This window comes from Flavobacterium anhuiense (assembly GCF_050990855.1).
Classification (GTDB): Bacteria; Bacteroidota; Bacteroidia; order Flavobacteriales; family Flavobacteriaceae; genus Flavobacterium; species Flavobacterium anhuiense_C.
In genome coordinates this window covers 2,192,860-2,215,588 of record NZ_CP158861.1, presented here as the reverse complement: position 1 = coordinate 2,215,588, position 22,729 = coordinate 2,192,860, and the positions used below count along the sequence as shown (strand labels likewise).

Here is a 22,729-nt window from a genome sequence, read left to right as displayed (position 1 = left end):
TGTATTGTTTTCCAACTTAACTCTTATTCAGCAGGTTTTGTCAAATAATAAACTGGAATTCCGGTTAGCATAATTAATACTCCCCAACCGCAAGTTGAAAATTTCGTGATTAATAATGAAATACAAATTGCTGTCGCCACAATAATATATAACATTGGCAAAAATGGATATCCAAAAGCCTTATAAGGTCGTTCTGCATCTGGCATCTTTTTTCGTAGAATAAAAATTCCATAGATGGTAAGAATATAGAAAATCAAAACAATAATAATTACGAAATCCAGCAAATCACCATATTTACCTGTCAGACATAAAGCTGAAGCCCAAATACATTGTGCCCAAAGCGCCCAAGCAGGAACGCTAGAACTGTTTAAAACCGCCGCTTTTTTGAAAAACAAGCCATCTTTTGCCATTGTATAATATACTCTCGCACCTGCCATAATTAATCCGTTATTACAGGCAAAAGTCGAAATCATGATCATAATTGCGATAATCAACGCTCCGATATTTCCAAATATATAATCTGAAGCTACCACCGCAACACGATCAAACTTTGCCGTTGCAATCTCATCAAACGGAACTACAGCCAAATACATCAGATTTGTTATAACATAAAGAGAAGTTACAATAAATGTCCCCAAAAATAAACTAAGACCGACATTTCGCTTCGGATTTTTAATCTCACCCGCAATAAAAGTCACACCATTCCAAGCATCGCTCGAAAATAATGATCCAACCATAGCTGCTGAAATTCCAGAAATCAAAGCAGTTCCACTAATTGGCAGCCATGAACCACTTTCTTTATCAAAAGTTCTTGTACTCCATCCGTCTGTCCAGTTGGTATCCCAAACAGAAGCTTTCGCGGCAAGCGTTAATCCAAAAACGACTAATCCAAGAAGCGATAAAATTTTAATTATGGTTAAAACAGTTTGGAGAATTTTTCCGTTTTTCACACCACGACTATTGATAAAAGTCAGTATAATAATGGTCAAAATCGAAACTAACTGAGCCGCATTCAGTTTAAAAGCCCCTAATTCATAAAGAATATTTTCGTCACTAAGAGGTTCGTATAAGTAAGCCGCAAATTTAGAAAAAGCAACTCCTACCGCAGCGATAGTTCCGGTCTGAATAACTGCAAAAAAACTCCAACCGTACAAAAAGGCGATTAGCTTATTATATGCTTCTTTTAGGTAAACATACTGTCCTCCTGCTTTAGGAAACATGGCACTCAATTCGCCGTAACTCACTGCTGCAACAACAGTAATAAATCCGGACAAAAGCCAGATCAATGTAAGCCATCCTGCCGAACCTACTTGTCTGGCGATATCAGCACTTACAATAAATATCCCGGATCCGATCATAGAGCCAACCACAAGCATGGTTCCGTCTAAGAGGCCGAGTTCTCTTTTAAAATGTTCTTGGTCGTTTTCTTGCATTTTTATTGGTTTAGGTTGGCTAAAGATATACTTTTTTCTGAAATCTTAATCTTCAAATTATAAATTCTATAGATTCTTAAAAAAGAGCTTATTTTCTTAAATTCAACACTAATCTTCATTAAAATATTTTGGGCGTATCCCGCCGAAAAGGCAGGCCAGGCTATCCACTACATCTTTTAAGGTCTCGTTAAAAAACGAGACCTTAAAAGGATGCCGTTTCTGTCCCTTACGCAAACAGTTAAAAGCATCATGACTTTCTGTTCTTTATTCAAAAATCTATTAAATTCGCTTCAAAGAATTAAAACATTGACGAAAACAGAGGAAATAATCAATAAAATTGCTCAAGATAAAATAGATTTTCATCTTGGAGTACATGTTTTGTTAGAGGACAATTACAATTTCAAAGAACTTTCTTGCACTTTACACAATTATATTATTAATTCTATTCCGAACAAAACAGATTATAATTCAGAAGCTTATCAAAGAGCAGTCAATAGCATTCCTCTAAAACCCACTTACACGCCAATTGTAATCTTAAAAAATTTCTCGACCAAAATTGCTTTCAATAAATTGGCTTCACTGCCAGAAAATGAAAACAGAAAAGTAATAACCTCTTTACTTTGGATTTTCAAAATCACTGATACTGAAAGAAGGAATACAGAATGTAAAAATGGTTGCAGTCATTTCTGGCATGAATTAGAATAACTTTAAGTCTTTCATTTAATTGTAAATTATGAATAACTATGTTTCTTTTAAAGATTAGAAATTTTCCCTAACTTTAAGTAAAAACAACGCTATGACTTGGGATCCTAAAAAATACAATGAGTTTAAAGAAGAACGTTCTAAACCTTTTAATGATCTTGCAAGTCATATTGTTAATAAACCCAATCTGAAAGTTATAGACCTTGGATGCGGAACAGGTGAACTTACTCAAAAATTGCATCAGAAACTTACCAATCCGTATGTTCTTGGAATTGACAACTCTGCTGAAATGCTGGCAAAAGCGCCCACACAAGAAAATCTTGAGTTTAAAGAAAAAACCATTTTAGAACAGATCAATGACGACTCCAAATGGGATGTGATTTTTTCAAATGCCGCATTGCAATGGATTGATAATCACCATGAACTTTTTCCAAAAATTATTTCTCGTATCAATCCAGGCGGACAACTGGCTGTTCAGATGCCACAGCAGAATGAAAACATACTTAACAAAATACTTTTGCAATTGGTGCAGGAAGAACCTTTTGCGTCCTATCTTAAAAATTGGACCCGACCTTCTCCAGTATTAAATTTAGATGAATATGCTAAAATTCTTTTCGAAAATGGCGGAAAAGATTTAGTCTTATATGAAAAAGTTTACCCTTTGATTTCGACTCAAAAAGATGACTTTTTCGACTTTATTTCAGGTTCTGCTCTAACTGTTTACCAAGAACGTTTAAAGGAACAGGATTTTGCCGAATTAACGGTCGAATTCAAGAAAAGAATCGATTTTCATTTTCCCATTATACCCTCGATTTACGCTTTTAGAAGATTAATTTTGTATGCTCGTTTTTGAGTTCTATAAGAAAAACAATTTCAATAAAAAACTAAACAAAATAACAAACAACTATCCGTTATTAGTACCTGACTGAAGCATATTTTAATTCTACCTCTCTTATTTATTTGCAATGGCTTTGTAGAAAATAAAGCTCAAAAATAGGCGTTAAAAACTACAAATAACTGATAATCAATAACATGATAAGTTTGTAAACTTTTATTTTTGAGCACTATTTTTTTTATAAAGTCTCAGAAATTTTTTATTACATTTGAGTTAACGGTTTATTACTATTATTTTAAGTTTCATTTAATTTAACAAATGTTTAATTTTTAAAAACAAAAAAACTTCCCCATATTCAATTAAAAAAGATTAAAAATTATTATTAAGGCAATTTATTATTAACCTACTAATTCTAAAAATATGTCTATGTTTCGAGCTTTAAAAAACTTTCGTTTTCCGAATGTTTTTATTCTTATTTTAATAGTTTTTATTTCTTGTGCATTACTAATTTGCATTAATTTTTTCACTATTAAAATTTTATCAGCAAATAGAGCTTATGTAAACGGAGAATCACATTATTCAAAAGGACAAAAAGATGCATCAAGGCATTTGATTACCTATTTATTTACAAAGAACCACACACAGTGGAAATTATATCTAGAAGAATTGAAAGTTCCGCAAGGAGATGGTATTGCAAGAATTACACTTTTAAAAGCTGGAGATAACCAAGTAGCCCGAAACGGATTTCTTATTGGCCGAAATAATGAAGATGACTTAGATGATATTATCTGGCTGTTTGAAAACTTCAAAAATGTAAGCTTTCTCTCCAAAGCGATACACGAATGGGGACAAGGAGACAAATTAATTTTTGATTTGTTTAGTATTGGACAGCAGATTAACGCTAAAATTGAACATAATTTATTAACTGTCGAAGATCAAAAAAAGTTTTTAAAAAAAATAAGTTCTATAAGCGACCGATTGACTGTAAATGAGCGCAATTTTTCTAACACATTAGGAGAAGGAACTCGAAAAATAAAAGATTTGCTCATTATCACAAACATCTTTTTTATACTGATTATAATTTGCAGCGTTTGTATGTATTATTCTATCATGGTTAAAAGATTATTGGTTTCCAAGAAAGAAACCGAAGTAAAGAACGAAAATCTTATTATTGTAAATCGCGAATTAGACCGATTTGTCTACAGCGCTTCACACGATTTGAGATCGCCAATTACTTCTTTAAAAGGGCTTATCGAAATAACAGCACTGGAAGACGATGTACAACAGGTTCGTACTTATCTGCACATGATGCATCAAAGTCTTGCAAGACAAGATCAGTTTATAAGCGATATTATAGATTATTCTAAAAACAAAAGAAAAGAGATAATCATGGAGCCTGTAAGCCTAAAAGAGTTGTGCAATGAAGCTATTTTACAATTAATGCATATTGAAAATGCAAATAGAATCAAATTCACGCAAGAACTTTTGGTTGATCAGATTGAAAGCGATGGTCTTCGTCTAAAAATCATCATCAACAACTTGCTTTCTAATGCAATAAAGTATGCGGATTGCAGCAAACAGGAAATGTTTATTACAATAAGAACCTATTTTAGCGAAGGCTTAAATAAAATCGAGGTAACAGATAATGGAATCGGAATCCATGATGACCATAAAGCCAATATTTTTGACATGTATTTTGGAACAAACAAAAACAAAGGTTCCGGATTAGGCTTGTACATTGTAAAAGAAGCTGTCGAAAATATTAGAGGTGATATTTCTGTTTTTTCAGAAAGTAGTGTTGGAAGTAAATTTATAGTAACAATACCAAATTCATATGCCGTATAGATCTCAATTTATAATCATAGAAGACAATTTGATCGATCAATTTGTCACTAAAAAGTTGCTTAAAAAAGGACTTGACATCAATCCTGTTTGCATTGCAAATAATGGAAAAGAAGGAATGAACTGGATTTTAAAAAATCAGCCTCAAAATCCATTGATTATTCTTTTAGACATTCAAATGCCAATTATGAATGGATTTGAATTTTTAGAAGAGTTTGATAAGCTGCCAGAAGATGTAAAAGATCGAACTGAAATTTTTGTTCTTTCTTCAACTTTGGATACCGACGAAATCAAAAAGGTTAGAGAAAACAAATACGTATCCGACTTTTGGAATAAACCTTTTAGATTAGAAATATTAAAGAATACTTTTCTTGAAGTTTAATTTAAAACGCGGTTTACTTGAGAAAAAGTTCTCGTATAATACGGTTCTTTTGTAGAAGAAATAATAACTCCGCCGTGAGTTGACGAGTGTACAAATTTAATTTCTCCGCCTTCAGCCACTTCTACAATCATTCCGACATGATTTATATGACGTCGCCCATTCGTTCTAAAGAAAATTAAATCTCCTTTTTGAGCTTCGTCAGCACTTACTTTTGTTCCGATGCGTGATTGTTCTATAGAGCTTCTAGGTAATTTAATATCAAAATTATTAAACGTACAAATCATTAAACCCGAGCAATCAAAACCAGCTTTTGTTGTCCCACCCGATCTGTATCTTGTTCCAATATTTTCCGTAGCATTGGCAATAAGTTGTTCTATTAACTCGGAATGATTTCCTATTGGCCTAACAAAAGTAGAATCTTTTTTTATTTCGGGAGCAGCAGCCTCAGCTACTTGATTCGAAGGAGCATCCGTTTGCACATTAGGTTCTTGCAACGCTTTTGCAGCTTGAATTGCATCTGCTTTTTCTTTTGGAATACGGATTTTCAACAGGTAGCCAACTGGAACTTTGCCCTTAATAGATGGATTTTGGCGTTCTAATTCTGCTACTGTAATGCCATATTCTTTAGAAATCCCGTATTTTGTTTCTTTTGATTTAACTTCGCGAAAAAGCTCCACATCTGTTGAAATCGTTTCTACAGGAATTTCCGTTTGTTTTTCATTTACTACAGCTGCTACTTCAGACGGAATAAGAATACGTTGCCCAATTTTCAATCCCTCTGTTTCTAAAAGCGGATTTGCTTTCTTTAGATCATCAACCGAAACATTATATTTTTTTGAAATTCCCCAAAGTGTTTCTTTGGATGCTACTTCATGAGTCCCAGAAGTATTAGGGGTATTTGCTGCAATTTCAACATTTTTTGTCTTGGCCTTTACAGCAGTTTTATTTTTGTTTGGAATTAAAAGTGTTGAATTTAATTTTAAGATTTTAGGAGCATTCGGATTGGCATCGGCTATATCTTTTACTTTAACTCCATATTTTTTAGCAATAACAGAAAGATTTTCTCCTTGCGAAATTTTGTGCTTAATAAAATTATCCTGCGCAAAAGCTCCAACACTGATAAAAAACAATACTATTATTAACCGATACACCATACTCTTTTATTAAAGTTTTTACACTTTCTTTAAATTACACATACTTTCAACTCTAAAAAGACAAATATATTGCCTAAAAAGCGAATTTAACTTTTTAAAGTAAAAAAATCGAAATTTTTAACAATTAATTTACCTCAAATTAACAGCCTCGGCATAAAAATTGCGCCAACTTTTTGAAACGCAGTTTTTTATAAAAAAGTCGTATATTAGATACTATTTCCAAACCAAACAACCTTATTATCGTGAAAAAATTACTCTACCTTATCATTTTACTGCCTTTTCTTACAAATGCGCAAACAATAAGCGGAATTGTTAAATCTGTAAACAATAATTTACCAATCGAAGATGCCAATATATATGCTATCCGCACTCAAATTGGAACTTTAACCAACGACAAAGGAGAATTTTCATTACAAAACAAAACTAAACCAAATGACACTCTTCAGATTTCTCACATTGGTTACATCACAACAAAGATCGCTATTAAAGATTTAAAAGAATCTAATTTCATCATTTCGCTTGAAGAAGATATTGAAACCTTAAATAATATCGACATCACTAATCGAAAAGTCAAATTAAAGCCTAAACTTGATTTTGCGACTTTAGCACCTCTTGAACAAGGCATCTACTCGTTTGGCTCTACAGTAGTAAACAACAAAATCTATGTAACGGGAGGAGATAGCAGTGAAGAATCAAATGCATTACATACTCTAAAGGAAAAAGGCATAGATAGCGAAGATCCAAAATTTGAACAGAAATATATGCAATTGCTCAACTTTCAAGGCAGCAAAAATTTCTACAATGGCGATTTATTAATTTACGATCCAAAAACAGATGTATGGCAAAAATCTGCTGATAAATTCAAAAAAAGAGCTTATCATACTCTAAATTATTACGACAATTCGCTTTATGTTTTGGGTGGAAAAAAATTATCGACAAGCAAAAAAATAGAATATTTAGATAACGAAATTGAAGTTTTTGACATAAACAAAAACACAATTGCAATTGACAAAACTAATCCGCATAAGGCTGCAGATTTTGCTTCTTTTGTTTATAAAGACAATATCATTGTCATGGGAGGTTCAATAAAATCAAATGAAAAAAATCAAAAGGTTTTTACTGACCAAGTCCATATGTACAACATCACATCGGGATTATGGTATGAGCTGGCCAAAATGCCTGAAGCCAAAGAAGTAAAAGGAGTTTTAATTGGAGATAAAATCTTTACAGTAGGCAATAACGACAGCAAAAATCCTTCTGAAATCCAGAGTTTTGATTTAACTACCGAAACCTGGAAAAATGAAACAGCTTTATTCTCAAGACTGGAAAACCCAGCAATTACTTCTAATAATGATACTATTTATTTGTTTGAAGATGGAAAAATGCTAGTCTACAACACAAAATCAAAGCAAATTAAAGAATACCTTGTTCAGCTTGAATTGAAGTCGGCAACAATGCATTTCTTAAATGACAAATTATACATTATTGGCGGCCACACATTTACAACATATATTAAAACTCCTTCAGAAAAAGTATATAGCATTTCTATTGATGAATTTGACACAACAAGACCTAGTCGCATTCGAGTTTTATCACAAAGTAACATAGCTCAAAGAAATTAGCTAAAAAAAATAGCGTCCCATAAAAGGTGTCATTTTTTTCATAGTCTTTTAATAATTTTAACCCTAAATTTATTTCAAATTAGCTGGCAATATAAAAATCCAACCTGCTTTTAAAAGTTTTTTTTTTGAAAGTGAATATCATCTAAAATAAAAATCATCTAGAGTGAAAAAACTACTTTACATTATTATTTTAATGCCTTTTATTACAAATGCGCAAGCAGTAAACGGAATTGTAAAATCTAAAGCTTCCAACTTGCCAATAGAAGACACCAATATCTATGCATTGAGTTCTCAAATTGGCACTTTAACCAATGAGAAAGGAGAATTTTCATTTAGCAAAAAAATAAAGGCAAATGATACTCTTCAAGTTTCTCATATTGGTTACACTACAATAAAAATCGCAATTACAGATTTAAAGAAATCAAATTACATTATCTCGCTTGAGGAAGATATTGAAACTTTAAAAAATGTAAATATTACCGACAATAGATGGTCGAAATTAAAATCGAAACTTGATTTTACAAAATTGTCATCTTTAGAGTATGGCATTTATTCTTTCGGTTCTGTGGCAGCAAATGGAAAAATCTATGTTATTGGAGGTGATAAAAGTGACCAATGGAACATTTTAACTACTATTAAATCACAAAACATAGGCGGCGACCCTAATAGCTTTGACGATCCTGGTTTTCTAAATAAATATTTTCTAGCACTTAGAGGTGATCCGGCAGAAAGAATTTTTTTCGCTGAAAATTTATTTATTTATGATCCCAAAACAGATATATGGGAGAAATCGAATCAAAACTTTAAAAAAAGAGCCTATCATAATGTAAATTTTTACAACAACACACTCTATGTTTTAGGAGGAAAAAGAACTCCGCGCAACAAAAAACGCGAATATCTGGATAATGAAATTGAAGTTTTTGACCTTAATAAAAATACAGTTGCAATTGACAAAACCAACCCGCATCAAGCTGTAAACGCTGCTTCTTTTACCTATAATGACAATATTATTGTTATGGGAGGATCAATAAGATCGACTGAAAGTGGCATAAAAACTTTTACCGACAAAGTACATTTGTATAACTTAACTTCTGGTCTTTGGTATGAGCTAGCAAAAATGCCTATCGCACAAGAAGTAAAGGGTGTTTTGATTGGCGATAAAATCTTCACGATTGGCAACGCCAGCAAAAAAAGCTCCTCTGAGATTCAAAGTTTTGATTTAACAAATGAAATCTGGAAACATGAAGCGACTCTTTTTTGCCAACTCGAAAACCCTGCAATTACATATAATGACGACATTATCTACTTATTTGAAAACGGGAAACTATTCGTGTACAATATAAAATCAAAACTAATTAAAGAATATTATATCGATCTTGAGATAAAGTCTGCTGCAATGCATTTTATTAATGACAAATTATACATTGTTGGCGGATATGATTTTACCAACTATCACGTATCTTCTTCATCAAAAACATATAGCATTTCTTTGGATGAATTTGACACTACAAAACCCAATGCGATTAGAGTATTATCTCAAAATAATCTAGCCAAGGTGAACTAATTTCAACAATACTATCAAATAAAAATGCCCTGTAAAAACAGGGCATTTTTGCGTACTATATAAATCTAATATTAAGCTTTTCCAGCTGCAATTAAGTTCAATGCAGAACCTGCAACAAACCAGCCAATTTGACCTTCGTTATATGTATGATTAGCTAAGATAATATCTTTTGAACCATCTGCATGAACGAATTCTAATGTTAACGGTTTGCCTGGAGCAAATTCTGTTAGATCTAAGAAGTTAATTGTATCATCTTCTTGGATTTTATCATAATCTGCTTCGTTTGCAAATGTCAATCCTAAAAGGCCTTGTTTTTTAAGGTTTGTTTCATGGATACGGGCAAAAGATTTTACCAATACCGCTTTAACACCTAAGAAACGAGGCTCCATAGCAGCATGCTCACGAGAAGAACCTTCTCCGTAATTATGATCTCCAACCACGATAGACGGAACTCCAGCTGCTTTGTATGCACGTGCTACAGCAGGAACAGCATCGTATTCTCCTGTCAATTGGTTTTTAACCGAATTTGTCTTTTGGTTGTAAGCATTTACAGCACCGATCAACATGTTATTTGAAATATTATCTAAGTGTCCGCGGAAACGCAACCAAGGCCCAGCCATAGAAATGTGGTCTGTAGTACATTTTCCGAATGCTTTGATTAACAATTTAGCACCAGTGATGTTTTTACCATCCCAAGCATTAAATGGAGCCAATAATTGCAAACGTTCTGAAGTTGGATTTACCACAACCTGAACATTTGAACCATCGGCTGCAGGAGCTTGAAAACCTGGGTCTTCAGCGTAGAAACCTTTAGCAGGAAGTTCATCTCCTGTTGGCTCGTCAAGCATTACTTCTTCTCCATCTTCGTTGATTAGTTTATCTGTTAATGGATTAAAACTTAAATCACCTGCAATCGCTAAAGCTGTTACCAATTCTGGAGAACCTACAAAAGCTAAAGTATTTGGATTACCATCTGCACGTTTTGAGAAGTTACGGTTGAAAGAGTGAACAATAGTATTTCTTTCTTCTTTTTCCGCTCCTTCTCTGTCCCACATACCAATACATGGTCCGCAGGCATTTGCAAAAACGGTTGCCCCAATTTTATGGAATGTGTCAATAAACCCGTCTCTTTCAATTGTAGAACGAACTACTTCAGAACCTGGAGTGATGGTAAATTGCGATTTTGTTTTTAGATTTTTATCTGCAACTTGTCTTGCCAACGAAGCAGCACGAGAAATATCTTCATAAGAAGAGTTTGTACAAGAACCAATTAAACCAACTTGAATTTGTAATGGCCAATTATTTTTAACCGCTTCCTCTTTCATTTTGGAAATTGGAGTAGCCAAATCTGGAGTAAAAGGCCCGTTTAAGTGCGGCTCTAATGTAGATAAATTAATCTCGATTACTTGATCAAAATATTGCTCTGGATTAGCATATACTTCAGGATCTCCTGTTAAGTAAGGCGCAATTTTATCTGCAGCATCAGCCACTTCTGCTCTATTTGTAGAACGAAGATAACGGCTCATTGAATCATCATATCCAAAAGTCGAAGTTGTAGCTCCAATTTCAGCTCCCATATTACAGATAGTTCCTTTACCGGTACAAGACATTGCTTTTGCACCTTCTCCAAAATATTCTACAATAGCGCCTGTTCCTCCTTTTACAGTAAGAATACCAGCAACTTTAAGAATTACATCTTTTGGAGCTGTCCAACCTGACAATTTCCCTGTTAATTTAACTCCGATCAGTTTAGGAAATTTAAGCTCCCAAGCCATTCCAGACATAACATCTACAGCATCTGCTCCACCAACACCAATTGCCACCATTCCTAAACCGCCTGCGTTTACAGTATGAGAATCGGTACCAATCATCATTCCACCAGGGAAAGCGTAATTTTCAAGTACAACTTGGTGAATAATTCCAGCTCCTGGCTTCCAAAAACCAATTCCGTATTTATTAGAAACAGACGATAAGAAGTCGAAAACTTCATTACTTTGTGTTTTTGCTCTAGCCAAATCGGTTACAGCGTCTACTTTTGCTTGAATTAAGTGATCGCAGTGAACCGTTGTAGGAACTGCCACTTTAGACTTACCAGCGTGCATAAACTGCAACAATGCCATCTGTGCGGTTGCATCTTGACACGCAACGCGGTCTGGTGCAAAATCAACATAATCAACTCCTCTTCCAAACGCCTTAGTCGGATTTCCTTCCCAAAGGTGGTTGTATAAAATTTTCTCTGTTAAAGTAAGCGGACGACCAACAATCTCACGCGCTTTATCAACTCGCGCTGGCATGTTTTCGTACACTTTTTTAATCATTTCGATATCAAAAGCCATAGATTTTTTTGTTTTTATTATTCTTTTTTGAACATCACAAGATACAAAAAATAGAGTAATTATTACAAAAAAAGCCCGAGTTTTATGACTCGGGCTTTGAAAATTATATTAAATAATCTTTCGATTACATAACTAATTGTTTGTTAGACGGCGCGAACTTAGTTAAGTTGATTCCATCTACCGCAGCAGTATATTCTTCGATTGTTGGAGTTCTACCTAAGATTGTAGAAAGAACCACAACTGGAGTAGAAGAAAGCAATGATTCTCCTTTTTTACCCTCAGCATCTTCTACAACTCTACCTTGGAATAAACGAGTAGATGTTGCCATTACTGTATCTCCTTTAGCTGCTTTTTCTTGGTTACCCATACAAAGGTTACATCCAGGACGCTCTAAGTACAACATGTTTTCGTATTCTGTACGAGCTGCACCTTTAGGAGCATTATCGTCAAATTCAAAACCAGAGTATCTTTGTAAGACTTCCCAATCACCTTCCGCTTTCAATTCATCTACGATATTGTAAGTTGGAGGAGCAACTACAAGAGGAGCATTAAATTCAACTTTTCCTGTTTGCGCTTCCACGTTTTTCAACATTTGAGCAAGGATTTTCATATCTCCTTTGTGCACCATACAAGAACCAATAAATCCAAGATCTACTTTTTTCTCTCCACCATAGAAAGATAAAGGTCTAATTGTATCGTGAGTATAACGTTTAGAAACGTCTTTATTATTTACGTCTGGGTCAGCAATCATTGGTTCAGCAATTTGGTCCAAATCAACTACCACTTCAGCATAATATTTAGCGTTTGCGTCTGGAGTTAAAGCTGGTTTTTCGCCAGATTTAATTTCAGCAATTCTCTTATCCGCTTTGTTGATTAAGCCTTGAAGAACTTGTCTGTCATTATCCATTCCTTTATTGATCATAATTTGGATTCTGCCTTTAGCAATTTCCAATGATTCAATCAAAGTATCATCTTCAGAAATACAGATAGAAGCTTTTGCTTTCATCTCTGCAGTCCAATCTGTAAATGTAAACGCTTGGTCAGCAGTAAGAGTTCCGATGTGAACCTCAATGATTCTTCCTTGGAAAACGTTCTCACCGTTGAATTGCTTAAGCATTTGAGCTTGTGTAGCGTGAACCACATCACGGAAATCCATATATCCTTTCATGTCTCCTTTGAAAGTCACTTTTACAGATTCTGGAATTGGCATAGAAGCCTCTCCAGTTGCCAATGCAAGAGCAACAGTTCCTGAGTCAGCACCAAAAGCAACACCTTTAGACATTCTCGTGTGAGAGTCACCACCGATAATGATTGCCCATTCGTCGATAGTAATATCATTAAGCACTTTGTGGATAACGTCAGTCATTGAATGATAAACACCTTTAGGGTCACGAGCTGTGATCAATCCGAAGTTGTTCATGAATTTCATCAATTTAGGAATATTAGCCTGAGCTTTTTTGTCCCAAACAGAAGCAGTGTGACAACCAGATTGGTAAGCACCGTCAACAATTGGAGAAATAACTGTAGCAGCCATAGACTCTAATTCTTGAGCAGTCATAAGACCTGTAGTATCTTGAGAACCTACAATGTTCACTTCCACACGAACGTCAGAACCAGCGTGTAAAACTTTTCCTGGAGCGATACCTACAGCATTTTTATTGAAAATTTTCTCAACTGCAGTTAAACCTTGTCCTTCGTTAGAAATTTCTTTAGATGGAGCAAATACAGCAGGAGCTTCAATATCTAACACTTTCGCAGCAAATGTTTGTAATTTTTTACCAAATACAATTGCGTAAGATCCTCCAGCTCTAATGAACTCTTTTTTCTGAGGAGTAAATGATCTAGAAATGTCAATTAATTCTTGATCACCGTTGTATAATTTTTTAGTTTGAGTATTGATTGTTAAAACAGTTCCTGTAGCAACAGAATATGCTTGCTCAAGAATTGGTTCATTGTTTTCGTTCAATACTGGCTTTCCGTCTGCATCAACTTTCTTAATCCAGTTTTTAAGGTCAATTCCAATACCTCCAGTTACGTCAACTGTAGTAAGGAAAATTGGAGAAATACCATTTGTTCCTCCAACAATTGGAGCAATATTTACGAAAGGAACGTACTCACTTGCTTGTTTTCCTGTCCAAAGCGCCACGTTGTTTACACCTGACATTCTAGAAGAACCAACACCCATTGTTCCTTTTTCAGCAATTAACATTACGCTAGCATCAGGATGTTTTGCTTGTAAAGCTTGAATTTCTTCTTGTGCTTGAGGCGTAATCATACATTTACCGTGAAGTTCACGATCTGAGCGAGAGTGCGCTTGGTTTCCTGGAGACAATAAATCTGTAGAGATATCTCCTTCCCCAGCAATATATGTAACAACTTTAATTTCTTCAGCTATTTCTGGAAGTTTAGTAAAAAACTCCGCTTTTGCATAACTTTCGATGATTTCTTTAGCGAATGCATTTCCTGCTTTGAAAGCTTCTTTCAAACGGTCTGTATCTGCATCGTAAAGGAAAACTTGCGTTTTAAGAACATCTGCTGCTTGTTGAGCGATTGCAGCATCAAATCCCAAAGCTAAATCTAATAACACTTCGATTGAAGGTCCACCCTTCATGTGTGATAATAATTCAAAAGCAAAAGCAGGTGTAATCTCTTTAACTATAGATTGACCTAAAATAATTTCTTTTAAAAACTTTGCTTTTTCACCAGCAGCACTTGTAGTACCCGGTAACGTATTGTAAATAAAAAACTTAAGAGAGTCTTCGCGATTTGCGTTATCAACATCTTTAATTTGAGCAATGATTTCGCTTAATAATTCAGCTCCATCGATTGGTTTAGGGTGTAACCCTTGATTTTTTCTTTCTTCAATTTCTTGAAGGTAATCCTGATAAATATTCATAATAAAAGCGGATTTATTTTTTTGAGGCAAATTTAAGCATTAAAGACGATAATTAAAAAAAATTTAATAGAACAAGCGTTTTCAAAAATTATTATTGCTAAAAAACGATTTTCACTGCTTGTTTTTATCAAAAAATCAATTTAATATTAAAATAATGAATTATTAACATTTAAAAATCTTTTCTTTAACAAAGTCGAAATTCAATGTTATAAAGCAAGTAAGTTTTTACATCCGTTTTCAGAAAGAATCTTTCTAAATAAGCAATTATAACGTTATAGTTGGAATTTTAAACGCCACTTGAAAGGATTTTTTCGGTTTCTTAAAAACAAAAAATCCTGACAATAAATCATCAGGATTTCTTAGTACGCGATTTAGTACTTTACATTATTTTTTTAATAATCGCCTCTTCTGTTATTCCCTCAGCATCAGCTTTATAATTTTTAATAATTCTGTGTCTCAAAATACCTGTTGCAACAGCTTGAACATCTTCGATATCTGGCGAAAACTTTCCATTGAAAGCCGCATGTGCTTTTGCTGCTAAAATTAAATTTTGTGAAGCTCTTGGCCCAGCTCCCCAATCTAAATAGTTTTTAACAAAATCATTAGTCAAACTATTATCTGGACGGGTTTTACTTACCAAAGTTACCGCATACTCAATAACATTATCTGCAACAGGAATTCTACGAATTAAATGTTGAAAATCGATAATTTCCTGAGCATTAAACAAAGGGTTAATTTCTGTTTTAACATCAGAAGTTGTTCTTTTTACTACTTGAACTTCCTCTTCAAAAGTTGGATATTCCAATTTAATAGCAAACATAAAACGGTCTAACTGAGCTTCTGGCAAAGGATAAGTTCCTTCCTGCTCAATAGGGTTTTGAGTTGCTAAAACAAAATACGGCAAATCTAACTTATGATGCTGCCCCGCAATAGTGACCGATCTTTCTTGCATCGCTTCCAATAAAGCAGCTTGTGTTTTAGGTGGCGTTCTGTTAATCTCGTCTGCTAAAATAATATTAGAAAAAATCGGCCCTTTAATAAATTTGAAGTTTCTATTTTCATCCAAAATTTCACTTCCTAAAATATCAGAAGGCATTAAATCTGGTGTAAACTGAATTCTTTTAAAATCCAAGCCTAAAGCCTGAGACAAAGTATTAATCATTAAGGTTTTTGCCAACCCTGGAACTCCAATTAAAAGAGCGTGTCCTCCAGAAAATATACAAAGTAAAATTTGATCTACAACGGCGTCCTGCCCTACAATGATTTTCGCTATTTCTTTTTTTAATTCGTTTCTTTTTTGAACTAAATTGTGAATTGCTGTTACGTCAGACATTTATGAATGTATTTAAAATTAAAAAGAGTTAATTCTATGAATTCATAAAACTAACTCTTTTTATTTATTTATTAAAACTTATTTTTTCAACCAATTGTTTGCAAAAGAACAGTCTTTATACTCTCCAATAATTTTAATGTAAGTATCTTTAATTTTAGCATCAAACCATTTAGCAATGGCATTGATCTGCTTTTCTTTTAATGCCAATTCTTTAATTTTAGTATAATCTTTAGCATAATCTGCCGTGTGCTCGTCAATTCTGTTAGTAACGGTAATTAACTTATATGTTTTTTTACCTTTATCATCAGTATTTAAAAGTGGCTGAGAAATTTCATCTCCTTTTAAATTTGAAACTTGGCTGTACAATTGCGGATCCATTTTAGTCAACTCAAATCGAGTATCTTGTGTAGTCGGATTTACTAATGTTCCTCCGTTAGCTCTTGTTTCTTTTTCATCAGATTCTGTTCTTGCCGCCTCTGCAAAAGTCACTTCTTTATTGATGATTTTATTCCTAATATTAGTGATTCTTTCTTTAGCTTCTTTCAATGCCGCTTCCGAAACAGTTGGCGCAATTAAAATATGACGAAGTTCAACTTCCTGTCCTTTAATTTTTTCCACCATAATGATATGAAACCCAAAAGTAGTTTCAAATGGCTGAGAAATCTCACCTGCCTGCAAACTAAACGCTACATCTTTAAACTCTTTAACAAAGGGAGTCTTTCGTGTCATCTTATAGTATCCTCCATTTGGCGCCGACCCTGGATCTTGAGAATACAAGACTGCTTTTGTTGCAAAACTAGAACCTTCAAGAACATCTTGTCTTATAGCATTTAATCTATCTATAACTTTTTGCTTGTCTTCTTTAGAGATTTTTGGCTCTACAACAATCTGTGCTACTTCCATTTCAGCTCCAAAAGTTGGCAATTCATCTTTTGGGATTTTCTTAAAGAAATTACGAACTTCTTCTGGAGTAATCTCAACATCTTTAACGATTTTATCTCTCATCTCAGAAGCTAATTTTTGCTCCTTTAAGATATCAGCAAAATACGTTTTAAATTCTTCTACAGAGCTTTTTTTATAATACTCCACAATTTTATTAATATCACCAACTTGCTGTGTCATGTAGTTAATACGCTCTTCCATCATACCTCTAACTTCAGCGTCACTAACGATAATACTATCTTGAATTGCTTGATGAGCATACAATTTATCTTCCAAAAGTTTACCAAGCATTTGGCATCTTGTAATATCTTTTACAGATCCTCCTTGTGCAGTAATTTCTAAAAATCCTTTATCGATATCAGAATCTAAAACGATATAATCTCCTACTGTCGCAATAATTCCGTCAATTTTTAATTTCCCGCCAGATGGAGTTTCAACCGGTTTTTGAGCAACAACATCAGGAATAATTTCTTGCGCTGTAATAATTGGAGCAAAAAAAAGAAAAAAACAAATTGTTAGTGCAAACTCAATTGTTTTTAGCTGTAATTTTTTTAATAGCATTATTTTAATTTTTATTTGAATGTAAGCCTGTTTTAGATAATCCTTCTTAAATTATTGATGTTCAACTAAACATAAATAATCAAAGCATAGTTCTTGCGTAACTTATAACGAACAAAAATAACAATTCAATTACATAATCCAACTATCCGATATACTATTAACAAAAAATTATGGGATACGTCTCTCGCAGTACGCAAAATCACTATTTCCTTTTTTTCAATAAAAGTAAAAACAATTTTTATAGCTCCTTGCAAAATTTGAATCCCCAGCTTAAATAAACACTTAATTATAAGCACTATAAAAAAAGTTCTCAACACTACAACGTTTTCGCTTCAACCTATTTTCTTACAAATTAAAACTAAATCAAAAAACACTTACTTTAGATGCGTAATTATCAATTTGGCACGTACAAAAATATCAATATTACCTTATTTAAATCAAAAAACTAAATAATTCAAAACTTACTAAGTAATTAACCACATCTCTTTATGAAAAAACCTATTTTAAAACTATGCCTCTTTACGGCATTTTCAGCACTGCTCTATTCCTGTTCACAAAATGAAATGAGCGAATCAGATTCAAAAGCTGAAAGCCAACAATTTAAAATCATTGATGTAACCCACCACGATGGAAAACCTTTTAGCACTGGAACTTCTAGCTCTACAACAGGAAAATATGTAGACAATCCTGGAGGTGGCGTAATGATGCAGGCTTTCTATTGGGATGTTCCTTCGGGAGGAACTTGGTGGAATACTGTAAGCAGTAAAGTAACCGCTTGGGGAAATGCTGGAATTGGTTCAATTTGGCTTCCGCCAGCTTCAAAAGCACAAAATGGAGCTTTCTCTATGGGATATGATCCAACAGATTACTTTGATTTTGGAGATTACAACCAAAACGGAAGTATTGAAACAAGATTTGGTTCTAAGACGGAATTAGTAAACTTAATCACTGCAGCACACAACGAAAACATCAAAGTTTATGCTGATATCGTCATTAATCATAACAGCGGCGGACAATCAGAAGCAAATCCGTTTACGGGAACAAATACTTGGACCAATTTTACAGGAGTTGCTTCGGGTAAATTTCCTCGCAATTATAACGATTTTTATAAAAACAACTACGGAAATAATGACGAAGGCTCTTTTGGAGGTTTTCCAGATCTATGTCACGCAGCACCAAATGTTCAAAACTGGCTTTGGCTGAGAACTGATGGTGTAGGCAAATATTATAAAAACACCATGAAATTTGATGGCTGGAGATTCGACTATGTAAAAGGTTTTGGTGCATGGGTTGTAAATGCATGGAACGCTAATGTTGGCGGATTTTCTGTTGGAGAATTATGGGATTCTAATGTAAATGTGTTAAATGATTGGGCAAATAATGCCAACAGTTCTGTTTTTGACTTTGCTTGTTACTACAAAATGAATGACGCTTTTGACGGAAACAATCTCGCTTTATTGAATGATGATATGATGTGGAAGCGTAATCCGTACAAAGCAGTGACTTTTGTAACCAATCATGATACAGATGAAATTTGGAGCAAAATGCTAGCCTACTCCTATATATTAACTCACGAAGGTTATCCAACAATTTTCTACAGAGATTACGAAGAATGGCTAGACAAAAACAAATTGAACAATCTAATCTGGATTCACAACAATAAAGCAACTGGAACAACTTCTATTTTATATTCTGATAATGACGAATATGTAGCGAGAAGAAACGGTTATAACGGAAATCCAGGATTGGTAGTTTACATTAACAACTCAGACGTTTGGCAAGAAAGATGGATTCAAACCAATTGGGCTAATACGCAGATTAAAGATTTCACAGGAAACTCATCTTGGTACCCGACTACTCAGGCAGACAAATGGGTAAAAATACAATGTCCTCCAAAAGGATATTCAATTTGGTCAATTAATCAGTAATTTAAAAATGACTATTTTAAGGCTGTTGCAAAACAGCCTTATTTTTTTGTTTGAAAACCCCATTAGAAGAAAGACTTCCAAATTTAAGAACTGAATATTTTTATAAAGCCGTAATTTAATAGTACTTTTGCAACCTATTTATACGAAATATGAGCTTTTTAAAAGAAATACAACGCAGAAGAACATTTGGAATTATATCGCATCCCGATGCCGGTAAAACGACATTAACAGAGAAATTACTTTTATTTGGAGGTGCAATTCAAGAAGCAGGAGCTGTAAAGAATAACAAAATTAAAAAAGGAGCAACGAGTGACTTTATGGAAATCGAACGCCAAAGAGGTATCTCGGTTTCGACTTCTGTGCTTGCTTTTAATTATAAAGACAAAAAAATCAATATCCTTGATACTCCTGGACACAAGGATTTTGCTGAAGATACATTTAGAACTTTAACTGCTGTTGATAGCGTAATCGTTGTGATTGACGTTGCAAAAGGGGTCGAGGAACAAACTGAAAAATTGGTTGCCGTTTGTAGAATGCGTAACATTCCGATGATCGTATTCATCAACAAATTAGACCGTGAAGGTAAAGATGCTTTCGATCTAATGGATGAAGTAGAACAAAAATTAGGGCTGAAAGTTACACCTTTAAGTTTCCCTATCGGAATGGGTTATGATTTCCAAGGAATTTACAATTTATGGGAAGAAAATATTAACCTTTTCAGCGGAGACAGCCGTAAAAATATAGAAGAAACAATTGCATTTTCTGATGTTCAGAATAATCCAGAATTGGATAAAATTGTCGGTGAAAAAGCTGCAAATAAACTTCGTGACGAATTAGAATTGATCGATGAAGTATATCCAAAATTTGAGCGCCAAGATTATTTGGATGGAAAAATCCAGCCTGTTTTCTTTGGTTCTGCTTTAAATAATTTTGGAGTTCGCGAATTGTTAGATTGTTTCATTACAATCGCTCCATCTCCAAGAGCAAAAGATTCTGAAACTCGTACTGTTGAGCCTACAGAAGAAAAAATGTCTGGATTTGTTTTCAAAATCCACGCTAATATGGATCCAAAACACCGTGACCGTTTAGCTTTTATCAAAATCGTTTCTGGAACTTTTGAAAGAAATAAACCTTACTACCACGTTCGTCAGAAGAAAAACTTAAAATTCTCAAGTCCGAATGCCTTTTTCGCTGAGAAGAAAGAAATCGTTGATATTTCTTATCCTGGTGATATTGTCGGTTTGCATGACACAGGAAACTTTAAAATTGGAGATACTTTGACTGAAGGAGAAATCATGAGTTTTAAAGGAATTCCGAGTTTCTCTCCAGAGCACTTTAGATACATCAACAATGCTGATCCTATGAAAGCTAAGCAATTAGAAAAAGGAGTTGATCAGTTAATGGATGAAGGGGTCGCTCAGTTATTTACTTTAGAAATGAACAATCGTAAAGTTATCGGAACGGTTGGAGCACTTCAATATGAGGTAATTCAATATCGTTTAGAGCATGAATACGGAGCGAAATGTACTTATGAGAACTTCCCTGTACATAAAGCTTGCTGGGTAAAACCTGATGATGCTAAAAACGAAGAATTCAAAGAATTTAAACGTATTAAACAAAAATTCTTGGCTCATGATAAATACGGTCAATTGGTATTCTTAGCCGATTCTGATTTTACCATTCAAATGACGCAAAGCAAATACCCATCTGTAAAATTATTCTTTACATCAGAGTTTGATTAAAATCTTATTTATTGAATATAAAAGGCTGTTTTAGAATTCTAAACAGCCTTTTTTTGTTATTTAATTTCTGCATTTCTTTTTTTTGGGATGTAATTTATTCCCAATCCGCCTGCAATGTAAACTCTCGAAAGTTCATCAGCAGAAATAATTATATTTTGATGTAAAACATTATCTTTCACCAAATTCATATCAAAAGCAACTGCTTTAGAAAGATAATAATCATCCGCTGTAATAGTGATCTGAAATGTTTTAATATCTTTTGCTACTAATATCGGAATTAAAAACTCACCTGTTTTCGAATTCATTTTCACATTACTTCTTGACCCATTAATCATAATTTCGAGATTTTTGTATATTTTTCTATCGAAAGGTTTCTCAGTTTTGGCTTCTAACAATTTTCCTTTCACAAAAATCGTTTGTTCTTCTGTATTTTGAACATAAACAACTTTACCAACTGTGTAATGAGCTGGTTGCTGAACTGCAATTTCTGTTTCTTCAGTTGTTTTTTCTTGTCCTGTAACATTTGAGGCCAATAAAATAGAAGCTGCAACGGCTGCATATTTTAAATTATTGATTTTAGAGGTTTCATTAAATTGAAATTCTTCTTCTAATTGTGTCGTTTTTAATCTTGCACAAATATTTTTGTCTTTGTTTTCTGAAATAAATTTTGCCACTTCAGAATTCGTTTTTCTGCTTAAATCAATTACATTTTTCATGCAAGAATTGCAAAACGAACCATTTTCATTTGGAATCATTTTATCAAAGTTTTCAGAACATGGACTTGCGATCTCTAAAGTGAATTTCTTTTTCATGATGTATCTATTTAAATTAAAAATCTTTCGCAGATCTTTATTTATATAGAGCAGATTTTGCATCAAAAGGTTGGAAAGAAATCAAAAAAAATTCTCTTCTAATATTTTAAACAAAAAAAAAGCGCTAACATTAAATTAGCGCTTTTTTATAATTTGAATTAATCAACCTTACTAAGTCATTATATTTCAAAATTCAATCTTTTTTAGGCAACACCAAATTATAATAATAGTTGATCGAAAAGAAATTTTGTCGACCAACGTAAATTAAATCAGACAAACTACATTCTTTACTGTATTCCAATAAAAAAGCCCCTTAAAAAGGGGCTTTAAAATTTATGCTTGTCCAGTTGGACCAAAATTAAGCGGAATTGGTGCTTGCTCCGTTTCTTTGATTTCGCCATGAGCGGCTTCAAATCTGTGGATATTTTCACCTATTGCACGCAATAATCTTTTAGCATGTTGTGGTGTCAAGACAATTCTTGACTTTACCTTGGCTTTAGGAATACCTGGCATAATGCTCACAAAATCTAAAACAAACTCTGATGATGAGTGATTAATTATCGCAAGATTAGAATAAATTCCTTCTGCGATGCTTTCATCTAACTCGATGTTAATTTGCTCTTGCTGTTGTTTCGGATTACTCAT

At 33.6% G+C, this 22,729-nt stretch carries 16 protein-coding genes; 8 read left to right on the top strand and 8 right to left on the bottom strand.

Features of this window, described 5'->3' with window-relative positions; genetic code table 11:
- Positions 1-23: 23 nt before the first annotated feature.
- Positions 24-1,433 (bottom strand): APC family permease, encoded by a 1,410-nt coding sequence (locus tag ABTV69_RS09955; RefSeq protein ID WP_433835912.1) that lies wholly within the window; start codon positions 1,431-1,433, stop codon positions 24-26.
- Between the two features lie 306 nt (positions 1,434-1,739).
- Between ABTV69_RS09955 and ABTV69_RS09950 the strand changes: the two genes are divergently transcribed.
- The 4 genes from ABTV69_RS09950 (at position 1,740) to ABTV69_RS09935 (ending at position 5,194) form a co-directional block, all read left to right on the top strand.
- Positions 1,740-2,138: a DUF5958 family protein gene (locus tag ABTV69_RS09950; protein ID WP_433835910.1), complete on the top strand. Its 399-nt coding sequence runs from the start codon at positions 1,740-1,742 to the stop codon at positions 2,136-2,138.
- A gap of 91 nt (positions 2,139-2,229) precedes the next feature.
- The gene (locus ABTV69_RS09945; protein WP_433835908.1) at positions 2,230-2,988 is read left to right on the top strand and encodes a methyltransferase domain-containing protein; all 759 of its coding nucleotides are present in this window, start codon (positions 2,230-2,232) and stop codon (positions 2,986-2,988) included.
- Between the two features lie 408 nt (positions 2,989-3,396).
- Positions 3,397-4,815 (top strand): sensor histidine kinase, encoded by a 1,419-nt coding sequence (locus tag ABTV69_RS09940; protein WP_433835906.1) that lies wholly within the window; start codon positions 3,397-3,399, stop codon positions 4,813-4,815.
- Positions 4,805-5,194: a response regulator gene (locus tag ABTV69_RS09935; protein ID WP_433835904.1), complete on the top strand. Its 390-nt coding sequence runs from the start codon at positions 4,805-4,807 to the stop codon at positions 5,192-5,194. Before ABTV69_RS09940 ends, ABTV69_RS09935 begins: the two co-directional genes overlap by 11 nt.
- Here the strand turns inward: ABTV69_RS09935 and ABTV69_RS09930 are convergent.
- On the bottom strand, positions 5,191-6,348 hold the full coding sequence (locus ABTV69_RS09930) for an NlpC/P60 family protein (RefSeq protein ID WP_433835902.1): 1,158 nt from the start codon (positions 6,346-6,348) through the stop codon (positions 5,191-5,193). The two genes, ABTV69_RS09935 and ABTV69_RS09930, sit on opposite strands and share 4 nt — an antisense overlap.
- Positions 6,349-6,590: 242 nt before the next feature.
- Here ABTV69_RS09930 and ABTV69_RS09925 point away from each other — a divergent pair, with 242 nt between their 5' ends.
- Positions 6,591-7,970 carry a Kelch repeat-containing protein gene (locus ABTV69_RS09925; protein WP_433835900.1) on the top strand — a complete coding sequence of 460 codons (1,380 nt, stop codon included), beginning with the start codon at positions 6,591-6,593 and terminating at the stop codon, positions 7,968-7,970.
- 163 nt (positions 7,971-8,133) lie between these two features.
- Positions 8,134-9,534 carry a Kelch repeat-containing protein gene (locus ABTV69_RS09920; protein ID WP_433835898.1) on the top strand — a complete coding sequence of 467 codons (1,401 nt, stop codon included), beginning with the start codon at positions 8,134-8,136 and terminating at the stop codon, positions 9,532-9,534.
- Between the two features lie 71 nt (positions 9,535-9,605).
- Here ABTV69_RS09920 and ABTV69_RS09915 read toward each other — a convergent pair whose 3' ends face one another.
- The 4 genes from ABTV69_RS09915 to ABTV69_RS09900 all read right to left on the bottom strand — a co-directional run bounded on the left by ABTV69_RS09915 (position 9,606) and on the right by ABTV69_RS09900 (position 17,602).
- Positions 9,606-11,870, bottom strand: coding sequence for an aconitate hydratase (locus ABTV69_RS09915; protein WP_433835896.1), 2,265 nt, complete (start codon positions 11,868-11,870; stop codon positions 9,606-9,608).
- A gap of 124 nt (positions 11,871-11,994) precedes the next feature.
- Positions 11,995-14,766, bottom strand: a complete 2,772-nt coding sequence (locus ABTV69_RS09910) for a bifunctional aconitate hydratase 2/2-methylisocitrate dehydratase (RefSeq protein WP_433835894.1) — start codon at positions 14,764-14,766, stop codon at positions 11,995-11,997.
- 379 nt (positions 14,767-15,145) lie between these two features.
- A complete protein-coding gene (locus tag ABTV69_RS09905; RefSeq protein WP_433835892.1) occupies positions 15,146-16,099 on the bottom strand; it encodes an AAA family ATPase in 954 nt (317 codons plus the stop codon).
- A gap of 78 nt (positions 16,100-16,177) precedes the next feature.
- Positions 16,178-17,602, bottom strand: a complete 1,425-nt coding sequence (locus tag ABTV69_RS09900; protein WP_433835890.1) for a peptidylprolyl isomerase — start codon at positions 17,600-17,602, stop codon at positions 16,178-16,180.
- Between the two features lie 488 nt (positions 17,603-18,090).
- Between ABTV69_RS09900 and ABTV69_RS09895 the strand changes: the two genes are divergently transcribed.
- Entirely contained in the window at positions 18,091-19,530 is a 1,440-nt protein-coding gene (locus ABTV69_RS09895) for an alpha-amylase (protein ID WP_433835888.1), read from the top strand.
- A gap of 149 nt (positions 19,531-19,679) precedes the next feature.
- Positions 19,680-21,272, top strand: coding sequence for a peptide chain release factor 3 (locus ABTV69_RS09890; RefSeq protein WP_433835886.1), 1,593 nt, complete (start codon positions 19,680-19,682; stop codon positions 21,270-21,272).
- A 56-nt stretch (positions 21,273-21,328) separates the two neighbouring features.
- Here the strand turns inward: ABTV69_RS09890 and ABTV69_RS09885 are convergent, their stop codons facing one another.
- Positions 21,329-22,084 carry a hypothetical protein gene (locus ABTV69_RS09885; RefSeq protein WP_433835884.1) on the bottom strand — a complete coding sequence of 252 codons (756 nt, stop codon included), beginning with the start codon at positions 22,082-22,084 and terminating at the stop codon, positions 21,329-21,331.
- A gap of 333 nt (positions 22,085-22,417) precedes the next feature.
- Complete coding sequence (locus tag ABTV69_RS09880; RefSeq protein WP_201998146.1) at positions 22,418-22,729, bottom strand: DUF3467 domain-containing protein; 312 nt, start codon at positions 22,727-22,729, stop codon at positions 22,418-22,420.